The 14,287-nt window shown below is 42.6% G+C and carries 13 protein-coding genes; 11 read left to right on the top strand and 2 right to left on the bottom strand.

Annotated features, from left to right (window positions below; genetic code table 11):
- The first annotated feature begins 197 nt into the window (after positions 1-197).
- The 10 genes from glnA (at position 198) to NH399_RS13045 (ending at position 11,730) form a co-directional block, all read left to right on the top strand.
- Positions 198-1,607: a glutamate--ammonia ligase gene (gene glnA / locus NH399_RS13000; protein ID WP_253040694.1), complete on the top strand. Its 1,410-nt coding sequence runs from the start codon at positions 198-200 to the stop codon at positions 1,605-1,607.
- Between the two features lie 206 nt (positions 1,608-1,813).
- A complete protein-coding gene (locus NH399_RS13005; protein ID WP_253040696.1) occupies positions 1,814-2,437 on the top strand; it encodes a DUF4124 domain-containing protein in 624 nt (207 codons plus the stop codon).
- A gap of 55 nt (positions 2,438-2,492) precedes the next feature.
- Positions 2,493-3,533: a nitrogen regulation protein NR(II) gene (gene glnL, locus NH399_RS13010; protein ID WP_253040698.1), complete on the top strand. Its 1,041-nt coding sequence runs from the start codon at positions 2,493-2,495 to the stop codon at positions 3,531-3,533.
- A 4-nt stretch (positions 3,534-3,537) separates the two neighbouring features.
- Positions 3,538-4,968, top strand: coding sequence for a nitrogen regulation protein NR(I) (gene ntrC / locus NH399_RS13015; RefSeq protein ID WP_253040700.1), 1,431 nt, complete (start codon positions 3,538-3,540; stop codon positions 4,966-4,968).
- 48 nt (positions 4,969-5,016) lie between these two features.
- The gene (trmL, locus tag NH399_RS13020; RefSeq protein ID WP_253040702.1) at positions 5,017-5,481 is read left to right on the top strand and encodes a tRNA (uridine(34)/cytosine(34)/5-carboxymethylaminomethyluridine(34)-2'-O)-methyltransferase TrmL; all 465 of its coding nucleotides are present in this window, start codon (positions 5,017-5,019) and stop codon (positions 5,479-5,481) included.
- Between the two features lie 345 nt (positions 5,482-5,826).
- Entirely contained in the window at positions 5,827-7,350 is a 1,524-nt protein-coding gene (locus tag NH399_RS13025; protein ID WP_253040704.1) for an aminotransferase class V-fold PLP-dependent enzyme, read from the top strand.
- Positions 7,351-7,487: 137 nt separating this feature from the next.
- Positions 7,488-8,447: an ABC transporter substrate-binding protein gene (locus NH399_RS13030; RefSeq protein WP_253040706.1), complete on the top strand. Its 960-nt coding sequence runs from the start codon at positions 7,488-7,490 to the stop codon at positions 8,445-8,447.
- 6 nt (positions 8,448-8,453) lie between these two features.
- Positions 8,454-10,349 carry an ATP-binding protein gene (locus tag NH399_RS13035; RefSeq protein ID WP_253040708.1) on the top strand — a complete coding sequence of 632 codons (1,896 nt, stop codon included), beginning with the start codon at positions 8,454-8,456 and terminating at the stop codon, positions 10,347-10,349.
- 288 nt (positions 10,350-10,637) lie between these two features.
- Positions 10,638-11,093, top strand: a complete 456-nt coding sequence (locus NH399_RS13040; RefSeq protein WP_253040710.1) for a hypothetical protein — start codon at positions 10,638-10,640, stop codon at positions 11,091-11,093.
- Positions 11,094-11,193: 100 nt separating this feature from the next.
- Complete coding sequence (locus NH399_RS13045) at positions 11,194-11,730, top strand: zf-TFIIB domain-containing protein (protein WP_253040712.1); 537 nt, start codon at positions 11,194-11,196, stop codon at positions 11,728-11,730.
- On the opposite strand, the gene NH399_RS13050 is transcribed toward NH399_RS13045, so the two are convergent.
- Positions 11,727-12,593, bottom strand: coding sequence for an SDR family oxidoreductase (locus NH399_RS13050; RefSeq protein WP_253040714.1), 867 nt, complete (start codon positions 12,591-12,593; stop codon positions 11,727-11,729). The two genes, NH399_RS13045 and NH399_RS13050, sit on opposite strands and share 4 nt — an antisense overlap.
- 270 nt (positions 12,594-12,863) lie before the next feature.
- Here NH399_RS13050 and NH399_RS13055 point away from each other — a divergent pair, with 270 nt between their 5' ends.
- Complete coding sequence (locus NH399_RS13055) at positions 12,864-13,256, top strand: hypothetical protein (RefSeq protein WP_253040716.1); 393 nt, start codon at positions 12,864-12,866, stop codon at positions 13,254-13,256.
- Positions 13,257-13,282: 26 nt separating this feature from the next.
- On the opposite strand, the gene NH399_RS13060 is transcribed toward NH399_RS13055, so the two are convergent.
- Positions 13,283-14,179 (bottom strand): LysR family transcriptional regulator, encoded by an 897-nt coding sequence (locus NH399_RS13060; protein ID WP_253040718.1) that lies wholly within the window; start codon positions 14,177-14,179, stop codon positions 13,283-13,285.
- Positions 14,180-14,287 lie beyond the last annotated feature (108 nt).

Raw genomic sequence — 14,287 nt, forward strand, 5'->3', positions numbered from 1 at the left:
ATAATAGTGCAAGCCGTTTTGCCTTGTAGCAATATTATGGTGCATCCAGTCGCATTTCTGGCTAACTCATCTATAATTGGGCCCAAATTACCCCTACTTCAGGGAGTTTTAGTATGCAACATACACTGGCATACTAATTGCTTATATCGAATCAACTTTATTAAGAAACTCATTTTTCAATTTATTCGGAGAAAAACATGTCGGCAGAAAAAGTCCTCGAAATGATTCAGGAATACGATGTTAAGTTTGTAGACTTACGTTTTACAGACACTAAAGGTAAAGAACAGCACGTATCGATCCCTGTCAGCCAAATTGATGCGGATATGTTAAACGAAGGAAAAATGTTCGACGGCTCATCTATCGCTGGTTGGAAAGGCATCAACGAATCAGACATGATCTTAATGCCGGATTGCGACACAGCCTTAATGGACCCCTTCACTGAAGATGCAACTTTGAACCTGCGTTGTAACGTTTTAGAGCCTACAACAATGCAAGGTTATGACCGTGATCCTCGTTCAATCGCTTGCCGCGCAGAAGAGTACATGCGTTCTATCGGTATTGCTGATGACTGTTTGTTTGGACCAGAGCCTGAGTTTTTCTTATTTGACGACGTTCGCTACAAAACAGACATGAGTGGCTCTTTTTACAAAATCGATTCAGAAGAAGCTATCTGGAACTCAGACAAAGTTTATGAGCACGGCAACACAGCTCATCGTCCTAACGTTAAAGGCGGTTACTTCCCCGTTGCTCCTGTTGATTCATCACAAGACATTCGTTCACAGATGTGTTTGATTTTAGAGCAGTTAGGCATTCAAACAGAAGCTCACCACCACGAAGTGGCTACAGCTAACCAGAACGAAGTAGCTACTCGCTTCAACACTTTGGTTAAGAAAGCCGACGAACTTCAGATTATGAAATACGTTATCCATAACGTTGCTCATGCCTACGGTAAAACAGCAACCTTTATGCCTAAGCCAGTTGTTGGCGATAACGGTAGCGGCATGCACTGTCACCAGTCATTAAGCAAAGGCGGCGACAATGTTTTCTCTGGTAACAAGTACGGCGGTTTGTCAGAAGAAGCACTTTACTACATCGGTGGTATCATCAAGCACGCTAAAGCATTGAATGCATTAACCAATGCGTCAACAAACAGCTACAAGCGTCTGGTTCCAGGCTTTGAAGCTCCAGTCATGTTGGCTTACTCTGCTCGTAACCGTAGTGCATCCATTCGTATTCCATACGTAACTACACCAAAAGCAGCTCGTATCGAAGTTCGCTTCCCAGATCCAACAGCTAACCCATACCTGGCATTTGCAGGCATGTTGATGGCTGGTCTTGATGGAATCAAAAACAAGATCCATCCTGGTGATGCGATGGATAAAGACTTATACGACCTACCTGCAGAAGAAGCAGCAGAAATCCCAACGGTTGCAGCGTCATTCGAAGAAGCTCTGGCTGCTCTTGATAGTGACCGTGCTTTCTTAACTGAAGGTGGCGTATTCAGCGATGACTTCATCGATTCTTACATCGAGCTGAAAAGTGAAGAAGTGACTCGTCTACAAATGACAACTCACCCACTTGAGTTCGAAATGTACTACAGCGTTTAATAAGCTGAGTGATAGTTTAAAGCCCGGTACTCACCGGGCTTTTTTATGCGTTCAATATAGAAATTCATAGCAAATTGAACACGAGGCTTTTGACAAGCCGCCGCTATCTGGATACAAATAAGTATGCAGGTAATACAAACTCTTTTGATGCCGCCCACATTTCCAGACAGTCATCATGATGCTGAGCCGCTGAGGGAAGGAATTTTATGAATAAATTAATGATCACATTGAGCGTTTCAATTCTGGTATCGAGCCCGGTATACCTACCTCCCCTTTATGCTGCAGAAATAAAAGAAGCAGAAGAAGAAAAGGCACCAAAAAAGAAGAAGATATATCGTTGGGTCGATAAATCGGGCAATGTTCATTATTCCGATAAGCCCCAGAAAGGTGCAGAAGAACAAGACATTAAAGAAATTCCAGTAGTGAAGCAGCAAGAGTACATACTGGATGAAAAAATACTCAATCGCTTCCGAGAAAACATGGAGAAAGAGAAAAACAAGGATAAAACCAACAAAGGGAAGGAGCCGTTATACAAATCCATCAAATTCGTTGAACCTACCCAGGAAGGCATCGTCAGAAGCAATGATGGCAATATGTTCGCAACTATATCCGTCGCCCCAAAGCTCAAAGACGGTCACCGTGTCCGACTTTACCTTGATGGGCAGCCTACCAATATCCAAACAGAACTGACGTTTGCCCTCAGCGACGTGCAGCGTGGCCCTCACACTCTAAAGGCAGAGATCGTCGATGCTGATAATAAAAAAGTCCAGAGCAGTAAGCTCCTTAACTTCTTTGTTCACAAAGCCAGTGCTAACCGAAACAACAATTAACGCACCATTTTGGTGATGCAACCCTCATAAAAAGAACTATAATGGTGCAATGACCATGACACCGAGCCCTTCTTTGTATCCTTTGCTCACAACAGCAGTGATTGTTGTGACAGAAAAACTCGAATTCTATTCTATTAATGACGCGGCAGAAGTCCTTTTTGCACAAAGCAAACGTCGAATAGAAGGCGCTAAAGTAGCCGATATCATTATCAGCGACGATCTTAATAGCGAATTTCTGCAACAATGTTTCGAACAAAAAGGTCGTTGGTATCTAGAAGACGCCAGCTTCACCACGACCAAAAGCGAATGGCACCCTATACGCGTTAATATCAGCTACCAGTTGTTAGACAACCAACCCGTGCTAATACTCGAGATACCCGCAGGCAAAGAATCCCGCGATCTTAAAAGAGAGTACCAGCTCATCGATCAAGATCGCATCAGCCACTCCCTTGCCCGCAATCTGGCTCATGAAATAAAAAATCCTCTCAGCGGTTTACGTGGCGCGGCCCAACTGTTGGAGCGAAAACTCAACGACGACAACTTAAAGCGATTCACCAGCGTTATCGTGGCAGAAGCAGATAGGCTACAAAAGCTGGTTGATCGCATGCTAACGCCCGCAAAGATAGAAGCAACACAAACCATCAACATTCACGAAGTAACAGAAAAAGCTATTAATTTTATAGAGTTAGGCCAACATCAAACGCTCACTATTGTGCGCGACTATGACCCAAGCCTGCCGGAGTTGACCATAGCGCCAGAGCAGGTCTACCAGGCGCTGCTAAACCTGATGACCAATGCTTGCGAATCCTTAGACAATAGAGGACAAATCATCATTCGCACCCGAGCAGCCCACCAGCACACTATTGGCCCACGTCAATTTCGTCTTATGGCCAGAATTGATGTTGAAGATAACGGGCCAGGGATCAGCGAAGATCTAAAAGAAGTCATTTTTTTTCCAACCATCAGTGGCAAAGAAAGTTCAGGACTTGGCCTGGGAATTGCACAATCTCTCATTCGACAACATGAGGGCATTATCGAGTTTGACTCGATGCCAGGAAAAACCTGTTTTTCCATCTATTTACCCATAATAAGTTGAGCCTATGAGCAGCCCAAACCTTCCAGTTCTGGTAATTGATGATGATAACTCTATTCGTTGGGTACTCAGCGAAGCACTGACGGATGAAGGCTTTACAGTAGAATCTGCGGCAAATAGCCAAATAGCCCGACGGCTTTTGAGTGAACAAAATTTTGCTGTTGTTTTAAGCGACATTCGCATGCCTGGCGAAGACGGCTTTGTCTTACTCAAAGAGCTGAAACAACAGCAACCAGAAATGCCCGTGATCATTATGACGGCCCACAGTGATCTGGAAAGCGCCGTAACCGCCTATGAACACGGCGCGTTTGATTACTTGCCCAAACCATTCGATGTTGATCAAGCCATCGAATTGGTTAAACGCGCTGCGCAATCGAACCCCAACCTCACGGCCCCTCAAGATCAGCAATCCGTAGACGACGCCCCAATGATTATCGGTGAAGCGCCTGCGATGCAGGAGGTGTTTCGGGCTATAGGTCGACTATCACGTTCTAATATCAGCGTATTAATTAATGGCGCTTCTGGTACAGGTAAAGAGCTGGTTGCTCGTGCGCTACACAATCACAGCCGCCGTGGGACAGGTCCATTTGTGGCGCTTAATATGGCCGCCATTCCCAAAGATTTGATTGAGTCAGAGCTCTTTGGGCATGAAAAAGGTGCCTTTACTGGCGCCAATCAACGTTATCTAGGACGCTTTGAGCAAGCCGATGGCGGAACCCTGTTTTTAGACGAGATAGGCGATATGCCATTGGATACTCAAACTCGCCTGTTGCGAGTTCTGTCCGAAGGCTCGTTTTATCGTGTGGGAGGCACTCAACCGGTACGGGCCAATGTGCGCATCGTTGCGGCCACCCATCAGGATTTAGCAAAGCTGGTAGAGCGCGGCAGTTTTCGTGAAGATCTTTATCACCGAATTCACGTTATCCGCATTGAGCTTCCCAACTTAAAAGATCGCGCCAGTGATATTCCACTGCTGGCTCACTACTTCTTACAGCAAGCAGCCATCGAACTGGAAACAGAACCCAAACAAATTAGCCTCGAAGCCAGCGATCAAATGCTTAAATACGACTGGCCCGGCAATGTACGACAATTGGAGAACGTCTGTCGTTGGCTAACGGTGATGTCTTCTGGGCGCGAAATACTGGCCAACGATCTGCCTCAGGAAATTCGCTTTGATCCAACTCAAAAAGAATCGACTCCAATACAAAGTCCAACTTCCTCCAGTTGGCAAACAGCGTTAAAGCACGCATTAATACAATCGGTTGAAGCTGGAGACGCCGAGGCGCTGCAAATAATACAGGACGATATTGAGCAATTGTTGATAGAATTAGCCCTTAACTTGAGCAAAGGGCACAAACAGGACGCAGCCAAACTGCTTGGCTGGGGGCGTAATACGATCACTCGTAAGCTGAAAAAGTATCAAAACTACTCAGCATAATAAGGTATTACAAAACTCACTCTGCCACCGATATCGATACCATCCACTATGCTAAATATTGTTTTATTTGAACCCGAAATTCCACACAATACAGGGGCGATTATTCGACTCTGTGCCAATACAGGCTACCACCTCCATTTGATAAGGCCCCTGGGCTTTGAGCTGGATGATAAGCGTATGCGCCGTGCAGGCCTTGATTATCATGAGTGGGCAGAAATTAAAATCCACGATAGCTATCAGGATTTCCTTGATAACGAACAGCCAGCGACTCTGTATGCCGCATCAACCAAAGGCAGCAAACATCATCATCAAGTTCAATACAAAGCAGGCGACTACATCATGTTTGGCCCAGAAACTCGTGGCCTGCCAAATGAAGTGTTAGAACGATTAGAGCATCAGCAAATATTGCGACTGCCCATGAAAAAAGAAAGTCGCAGCTTAAATCTGGCAAACAGCGTTTCTATTTTTGTTTACGAGTCCTGGCGTCAGCTGGATTTTATCGACAGCGAATAATCCGTATTCTCTATCCTGAGCCATCCGAAAAGAAAAAGGTATGGCTCTTCTTCATATCGTTTTGTTATTACCCATTCATCACAGCGCTTCCTCTTAATATATTGTATTCACTACAGCCTTTCTAATTAGCATCACTTGCTGTGAGCAAGTACCCACAACCAATAAAGTGTACATTTTTTAAACTCTTGAAAATCAGCTATAAATAAATACAATGTCTGTCCACTTTGGATGCCAATAACCAGTTATAATAATGGCATAACCAAAAGTTATATCGAAGCTATGAATTGGCGACCACGCCGACAGTTCAAAGGCAATCAATCGTTCAATTATTAATGTGAGTACTTCATGAGTCTGGAACGTTACTTTCAACCCTTTAGAGACGGCATAGTCGGCAGCGACTTGACGGCAGAAATCAACTCTCAACAATTGCCAATCGTCTATGCAGACTGGACAGCCAGCGGGCGCCTGTATCAACCAATCGAGGACTTTATGAGTCGTGTTATTGGTCCTTATGTTGCCAACACGCACACAGAAACCACGATGACAGGCACAACTATGACTCATGCCTATCACGAAGCTCAAACCGTCATCAAAAAGCACGTTAATGCAGACGACAATGACGTCTTAATTGCTGCTGGTGCAGGCATGACAGCTGTTATTAATAAATTTCAGCGTATTTTAGGTTTGCGTATACCGGACAAATGGCTAGAGCGCATCGAGATTCCAGAAGAAGAAAAACCTGTTGTTTTTATCACTCACATGGAGCATCACTCCAACCAAACCACATGGAATACCTGTGAAGTGACCGTTCAGATGATTCGACCAGATGCTAACGGCTTACCGGATCTCGAACATCTAGAGTCACTACTAGAAGAGTTTTCTGAACGTACTCTAAAAATAGGTGCCTTTACCGCTTGCAGTAACGTAACGGGAATCAAAACCCCTTATCACCAGATGGCTGAAATCATGCATCGTCATGGTGGGTTATGCTTTGTCGACTTTGCAGCATCAGCCCCCTATGTCGATATTAATATGCACCCAGCGAATCCAGCACAAAAGCTGGATGCTATCTATTTTTCACCGCATAAATTTCTTGGTGGGCCCGGTAGCAGTGGCATATTAATTTTTGACAAAAAGCTTTATCAAAACAAAGTACCTGATCAGCCTGGCGGAGGCACAGTATCATGGACCAATCCGTGGGGTGATCAGAGCTTCTTCGAAGATATTGAAATCCGCGAAGACGGGGGAACCCCTGGCTTCTTGCAACTGATTCGCGCATCTTTGGCTGTTAAAGTGAAAGAAGCTATGGGTGTCAAAAACATTGAATCAAGAGAAAAAGAACTGCGTGATATTCTGCAGGTTGAGCTGGCCAAAAACCCCAAAGTTAATATCCTGGAAAATAAACAACAGGATCGCCTCTGCATCGTGTCTTTCTATGTTTTAGGGTTACACCATAACTTGATCGTACGCTTGCTGAATGATCGCTTTGGTATACAAACTCGTGGCGGCTGCTCCTGCGCGGGAACCTACGGACACATCTTATTAGACGTCGATCAAAACACTTCGAATGAAATCACCGAAAAAATCGATGCAGGCGACTTAACCGATAAGCCTGGCTGGGTTCGGGTTTCTTTACACCCGACCAGCACCGATGCTGATGCGCGTAAAATTGTAGCGGCAATCAACGACATTATCGAAAACGCCGAAGAATGGTCTCAAGATTATTCATTTAAAACCTGCTCAGGTGAATTTGAATTACGCCACGATAACACGCGTTATTTATCACTCGGTGATTTTGATCCTTTATCACCATCTAAGGCACCATCCTCTTCCAGTGGATTATTTAACTGGCTTCACCGTAGCGCCTGATTGAGTTAACCCAAAGGCTTTGCCTTTGGGTTCCTAAACTATAATTCTCCTTTTTTACCTCTATATCCTTTATTTCAATAGGCAATCGTTACTCCACCGTCTATCTTTTAACTATGTTTCTCTAACGCAATCGAAATATGTTAAAAGGAATCACTCAACGTCTATTGCTCTGTTCTTTGCTGCTCATCATAACAAGCTGCACTCAACCTTCTGCCCCAGTAAAAATAGCGATTAATCCCTGGCCCGGTTATGAATTTCTGTATCTGGCAGAGCAAAAAGGTTTTTTCGCTGATGAAAATCTCAATATTAAATTAGTGCAGTTGGCATCGCTGGGTGATGTACAACGGGCCTACCTTCAGGGTCGAGTTGATGGCATGGCAAGCACTGTTATCGAAGTGGTTCAAGTGGCCAGTGTAAGCAACACGTCTGTCGATATCATCCTGATACCCGATTACTCCATGGGTGGAGACGTCATCATTGCCCAAAAAGAGATAACTACACTAGCCGATCTTAAGAATAAACGCGTTGCTGCCGAAGTAGGATCTTTAGATGTTTTCCTGTTGGCACTAGCACTCAAAAAAGCCAACATGCGTTTTTCTGATATTCAGATGGTGGGAATGGGACAATTAAGAATTGCCAGTGCCATGCTAAATGGAGAAATAGATGCCGCAATATCCTATCCACCTCATTCCATCAAACTGCTCTCCCATCAACAACAACATGTTATCTTTAGCAGTGCAGATGTTCCCAAGCAAATCATTGATACCATCAGCTTACGCGGTGATTTGCCACAGGTTGATTCAAACTGGTTAAAAAAATTCTATCGCGTTTGGCAACGAGCTCTGGATTTTGCAAAAACCAATCCAGAAGAAGCCCATCAAATCATGGCGACAAGAGAAGGTATATCATCAGACGAGTTCGAAGAAGCTCTATCGGGGATGGTACTACTTACATCCAGTGAACAACGCGGCGCTCTGACACACCCAACACTGCAAGAAAATGTTGCACTCATTTGCCATACTTTGCTTTCAGAAAACGCATTACAAGGAGACTGTGAAAAAATTCAGGAAAAGGTAAGGGTAAAATACCCTGAGTAAATCACAATGAAACGGATAAAATTAGAAAAGCATTTGACTTCTCGCCTTCTGATTCCAATAGCCATTGGCTTCCCTGCCATTTTCTTCTTTATCATAATGGCTATTAATCAACATACTGAGACATTACTGGTTGATCGAGTCAAAGCCAGGGCTTATGAACTGGCAGAAACTTTGAGCCTGGTCATTGAATCGCGCAGTCACTCCTCCCTTATCATCAGTACAGCAAATTCCGTTGGAACCTTTGAAGATGTCGATCTCATCATTGTTGTTGATGATAGTAATAAACAAGTCATCGCTTCTAATAAGAACCAGCTTGTTAACCAATCCGTTGACACTATTGCGCTTGAAAAGATAAAAAACTATCTGGTTCCTGCTGTTGGTTCCTCCAATCATACATTTTCTAAATATGGAAAGGATCGATATGTCTTAGTGTATAAAGCACCTATAGCTCGCTCACAAAGCACTTCTTTGTCATACCTATCTATCGGTATTTTTTTACATTCCCAACAAAATGTACGAATAATAGAGGACTACACTGATTCCATTTATCTGGTGATTGCCGTCTCTATAGGTGTCCTCATCATCGCTTATGCCTTTATTATCAGAAGAATTATTTTAATCCCCCTTGCTCAGTTAAATCGCTCCATTACCGATAGTCGAGAACAAGATAAACCCTGCTTAAGCCATTACCAATCCACAGACGAGATCGGGCAATTGACACAAACTTATAACAACATGATCGCGGCTCACTACGAACGACAAGAAGCCTTAGAGCAGGCGCGACAATTAAGCGAAGCAGCGGCACAAGCCAAAAGCGATTTTTTGGCGACTATGACTCACGAAATAAGAACCCCACTTAATGGTGTATTAGGAGCCAACGAACTGTTGATGCAGTCCTCTTTGAACAAGGAGCAGCAAGAATATGTTCATCTAATTAAAAGCTCAGGAACACTGTTGCTGGCGGTTGTGAATGATATTTTGGATTTCTCTAAAATAGAAGCCGGAAAACTTGAGCTATCCAAAGAGTCCATTGAACTAAAAGATATCCTCACAGACGTCTCTTCAATATTTCAATTTGACGCCAACCATAAAGGACTGTCTCTCTTTGTGAACCTTCCAACGGAATCCATACCACCACTCTGGGGCGATGGTATTCGCATCCGCCAAATCATGATTAATCTGCTAAACAACGCCGTTAAGTTTACCGATACTGGCCATATTGAAGTCAAATTAGTGATTAAAGAAAAAAGTGCGACCCGCATTCTGATTCAAATTTCGGTCGTAGATACAGGGATAGGTATTGAAGCCGATAAGATTGACCTTCTTTTCGAAAAATTTACTCAAGCGGACTCATCAACCACAAGAAAATACGGAGGAACCGGGCTGGGCCTGTCCATCTGTAAAGAACTGATTGAGTTGATGGAAGGAGAGATCACCGTTAGCAGCCGTCCAGGACAAGGAACTCAATTTAATATCGACTTAGCTTTCCCCATAGTCGATGAAAAAATAAGCGCTCCAACGCCCGCGGCCCCCCTTCCAAGCACCAAATCGCTGTCGATACTCATTGCAGAAGACACCGAGGTTAATCGAATCATCATAACCAAAATACTTCAAACACAAGGACATGAAGCGCTTTGTGTAAACAATGGACAAGAAGCGGTAGAGATACTATCCCGAGAAAACTTTGACTTAATCATCATGGATTGCCAAATGCCCGTCATGGATGGATTCGAAGCTACTCGTCAGATCCGCAAAATGAACAAGGATATCCCCATCATCGCTTTAACAGCAGGAGCCACTCAAGAGACAAAAGACCGATGTCTTGCCAGCGGCATGGACCTTTTTTTAACGAAACCGATCGCTCCCCACCTACTACAAGAAGCACTCAGTAGCTTTACCTAGCTCAGTCTTGCTGATTCTCATCTCTATTCATTACTCAACATTCGTTTCGTCCCATTAGCAATTCGTTACATCTTTGACATAATATGACAGAACTCATCCACTAATATAGCCATTGAGTTCAGTAATCAGCGCACAAAATAAAAATAATTGAAATAACTTATGCTATTTCGGGACTATTTAGGCCGCTTGAACGTTTACTAAAAGAAATCAGAACGAATGTGAACATCATAAGAGCTATGTGAGCATTCCAACAGAATAAATTATGCCGCTTAAGAGAAGGAAAAAGTTATGAAAAATCTAATGGCGATTATTGCTTTTGCGATAACATTAAATGCGGGGGCATCGGAGTGCACGGAGTTTGGCAGTGATATTGCGACAGCGGTAGAAAACGCGGAAGCAAAGTGGCAAAAAGTAAAGATCAATGCCGAAGCAAAGAACAAAAAGATAAAACGAACAGATGCGAAACTCATTAGAACGGAGTTACTCAATCGTGAGCTAAGAAAAAAATCGCTCTCATCTTATTTGAAATATGTCTCTAGAGATTACAACGGATTCAAAGGAAAGCCAGTTAACGGCAGCATCATTGGTGCTGTTTATACTTATGAATGTGAAAATGATATCATTGGCGACACGCACATAGTGAACTTATACAGCTCACTTGAGCAGTGTGCACAAAGTGATGGTGACGATGCTTTTGAAAAAACAAAAAACTGTACTTCACAACAGCTTGCTAATCTGGAGTAATCAGCGATCACCTAAGTACCAAACTGCTCTTTCTGACAGTCTATTAAAGGCACTCGGGTAAACTTATCCGAGTGCCTTTCTTGAATAAAGGAATATCATAATGCAATGTCCTAGTTGTGTTGAAAGTTACTTGCGACCGGTCAAACTTACCGATAGCTTTCCTGCCTATCACTGCTTAGCATGTGAAGGTTATTTAATTGACATATTAAATTATCGAATGTGGCGTGACTCAAATCCACAAAGTGTTGAAGCTAAATCAAGCATCAAGGTGATCGAAGACACATCTAATGCTGTGCATTGCCCTCGTTGCGATAAATTTATGGCAAAGTATCGAATCAGTCATGAAACGGACAATCGCCTCGATGTCTGCAATCATTGCAGCAGCATCTGGTTTGATGGCGGCGAGTGGCATATACTCGCTAAACTTGGTCTCGAAGATAAAATACCCGAAATCATCTCTGAGCCCTGGCAAGTCAACATTAAAAAAACGATTGCACAACAATCCATTGATGGCAAATTTCAACAGCTTCTAGGCGATGACTTTAATAAAACGAAAGACTTCGCAGAATGGATAAAGCAACACCCTAAACAAGATGTTGTATTTGACTATCTTCTAAGAGTAAAAAATAAACTTTAACCTTTAGCTAAGAGAGAATCGAGCCAACGAGTAGGAAGCAGGCGTTTTAATATTGCAAACAAATGAGTTGGAAAAGTCACTCGATAACGAGCTTTAGGATTAGAACTCTCTAAAGCGTGAATCAACTTCTTGGTCACACTAGAAGGCTCCAAAGTAAACTGTGCAGCAATATCGGGTTTACCTAAACGTTCCAGTTGCAACTGATAGTCGGCAGCATGAACTGAGCCTTCAATATCGATATGCTGCTTGAACTTCGCTAAAGCATTCGCTCGAAATTGGGTCTTAATAGGGCCTGGCTCGATCAAACTAACATGAATATCGATATCCATAAGCTCTAACCTTAAGGTATCAACCAACCCCTCCAGCGCAAATTTGCTGGCATTGTAAGCACCACGAAAAGGCATACATACAAAGCCCAGCACAGAGCTGTTATAAATAATACGTCCGAACCCTTGTTTTCTCATCACTGGTAACACCAGACGAGTAAGCTCATGCCAACCGAAAACATTAGTTTCAAACTGCTCTTTTAATACTCCTGTTGGTAAATCTTCCACCGCTCCTGGCTGTCCATAGGCACCATTATGAAAAACCGCATGCAGTTCTCCCTGAGTCTGCTGTAAGATTTCTTCAACCACCCGTGCCATCATATCGAAGTCGGTAACATCTAATTGATAAGCATTTAATCCTTGTTGTTTTAGCTCTTCAACATCTTCTGCTTTTCTTGCTGTTGCAAAAACTTGATAACCTCTTTTATGAAGTGTCAAAGCACTATCCAGCCCAATACCTGTAGAACATCCTGTTATTAATACGGAATGAATTTTAGCCATCATGAGAACCAATATCGCTATGAGAAACTTGGTCATGTTATAACATACTCGCTGTAGATGTATAAAGGAAAGGTTACTCCTTATAGAGTATGAAAGGAGTATCTTATGCTCTTGATTTCAAACTTGAAAGTACCAAACTCTAGCTTTATGAATGTTTTTTAGGCGAATAAAATAATTTGCTGAATAGTCACTTAATCAGAGACTTCATTCTTAAAATATTCTTTAAAAATAAGTCTTTTACTGGCTTCATGCTAGATGATTATTCAGTTATTATTTTCACACCAAATGGAAACAGGATACATATCTATGAAAGCCCTTATCTGTATTTTAGTAATTTCTTTATCAACAACTTATGTATCAGCTCATGATAGGGATAGTATAAGTCGTCATGATTTTTATAAACTTGAAGAGAAAATTGATAAGCTTCTTCGTCAGAATCAGAAGTTAATTAACCGGGTTGCTCAACTAGAAGGTGAAGTTGAGAAAATGTCATCAGACTTAATCAAACTGTCTCACGATCGACCTTCACGGTATCATCCACCAAAGGAAGAATTTGTCTGTACTGTCAGCACCATGTCAAAAGGTACTTTTATCGGTAAGGCAACAAAAAAGATAGAAGCCCGAGCTAAAGCAATTCAAAAGTGTGAAAAAGCCGGTGGCAGAAGTCAATGCCAGATGAACCGTCCCGTTTGTGAGTAATAGAAATAAGCGTTAAGTTCTGATGCTTAACGCTTTTCATTTCCTATCATTTTATACTGCTCCCATAAATACTGAGCAACAGCTCCATGGCGTTTATCTTTACGCCGAAATGCTCTAACTTCTCCACTAAATTCACTTTCGGTATCGTCCAGAATAATTCTTTGCAGTTCACCAGATTTCAATTCATCTTCTATTTCATGACGAGAGATCAGTCCCCACCCAATACCCGATTTAAGCAGTGCCTTTAACGTAATAATATCTCGAGTCTTAAAATGTTGAACACAATTTTGATAACTGGTCAGTCGCTCATTATCAAAACTGAATTCTGTTTCCATGATCGAGGCAACGGGAATATGGCGTAGATCATCTGCTCTTTTGATTTTCTTAACATCAATCAACGATGGAGAAGCAACCAACACAATATTAAATGACATAAGCGGAAGCGTTTCCAGGTCACCTAATGAGTGAAATAAGTGAAACCAGGGGCCAATGCCCAGATCAGCTTCATCCTCGTTAATCTGTTTAAGAGAAGTAAACCGGACTCCCCCTCGGATACGAAACTCAGTGGCCTGAAATCGTTTTTGCGCCTCACACATAGGCCTCATCACCAGATCAACAGGACACACATGCTCGTAACTTAAACGAAATAAAGGCTCATCACCTTGTGCTAATTGTCGACCCAGGGATTTCAAATACTCGCTTTGTTCCAATACACTCAAACTCTGACGATAAAATGTCTTACCTCGTGAGGTTAGCTGCAATCGATACTGGGATCGATCCAGGATCTGGAAGCCAAACTCATCTTCCATTTTACGGATAGCCATCGACAAAGCAGGTTGAGTCTTATGTAATGCCTCAGCGGCTCGTTTCAGACTGCCCAGCTCAACAATTTGCTGCAAAATGCGTAATTGCTCCAGAGTCATAAATAATATTTAACAAGATTTAAAAATAATATAAATTTTATTTTAACACTGATGAGATTATTCTGCCCACCAATAACGTGGAGTTTCTCTGTTTAGACGATGCAAGCA

It is taken from the genome of Pleionea sp. CnH1-48, assembly GCF_024124665.1.
In the GTDB taxonomy this organism is placed as follows: Bacteria; Pseudomonadota; Gammaproteobacteria; order Enterobacterales; family Kangiellaceae; genus JAMXSB01.

Bases quoted from the DNA above. Each gene is read 5' to 3' on its own strand.
- NH399_RS13055 (WP_253040716.1), top strand. From the start codon at position 12,864: ATGAAAGCCCTTATCTGTATTTTAGTAATTTCTTTATCAACAACTTAT.
- glnA (WP_253040694.1), top strand. From the start codon at position 198: ATGTCGGCAGAAAAAGTCCTCGAAATGATTCAGGAATACGATGTTAAG.
- NH399_RS13025 (WP_253040704.1), top strand. From the start codon at position 5,827: ATGAGTCTGGAACGTTACTTTCAACCCTTTAGAGACGGCATAGTCGGC.
- NH399_RS13045 (WP_253040712.1), top strand. From the start codon at position 11,194: ATGCAATGTCCTAGTTGTGTTGAAAGTTACTTGCGACCGGTCAAACTT.
- NH399_RS13060 (WP_253040718.1), bottom strand. From the start codon at position 14,179: ATGACTCTGGAGCAATTACGCATTTTGCAGCAAATTGTTGAGCTGGGC.
- NH399_RS13050 (WP_253040714.1), bottom strand. From the start codon at position 12,593: ATGACCAAGTTTCTCATAGCGATATTGGTTCTCATGATGGCTAAAATT.
- NH399_RS13005 (WP_253040696.1), top strand. From the start codon at position 1,814: ATGAATAAATTAATGATCACATTGAGCGTTTCAATTCTGGTATCGAGC.
- NH399_RS13035 (WP_253040708.1), top strand. From the start codon at position 8,454: ATGAAACGGATAAAATTAGAAAAGCATTTGACTTCTCGCCTTCTGATT.
- NH399_RS13030 (WP_253040706.1), top strand. From the start codon at position 7,488: ATGTTAAAAGGAATCACTCAACGTCTATTGCTCTGTTCTTTGCTGCTC.
- trmL (WP_253040702.1), top strand. From the start codon at position 5,017: ATGCTAAATATTGTTTTATTTGAACCCGAAATTCCACACAATACAGGG.
- glnL (WP_253040698.1), top strand. From the start codon at position 2,493: ATGACACCGAGCCCTTCTTTGTATCCTTTGCTCACAACAGCAGTGATT.
- ntrC (WP_253040700.1), top strand. From the start codon at position 3,538: ATGAGCAGCCCAAACCTTCCAGTTCTGGTAATTGATGATGATAACTCT.
- NH399_RS13040 (WP_253040710.1), top strand. From the start codon at position 10,638: ATGAAAAATCTAATGGCGATTATTGCTTTTGCGATAACATTAAATGCG.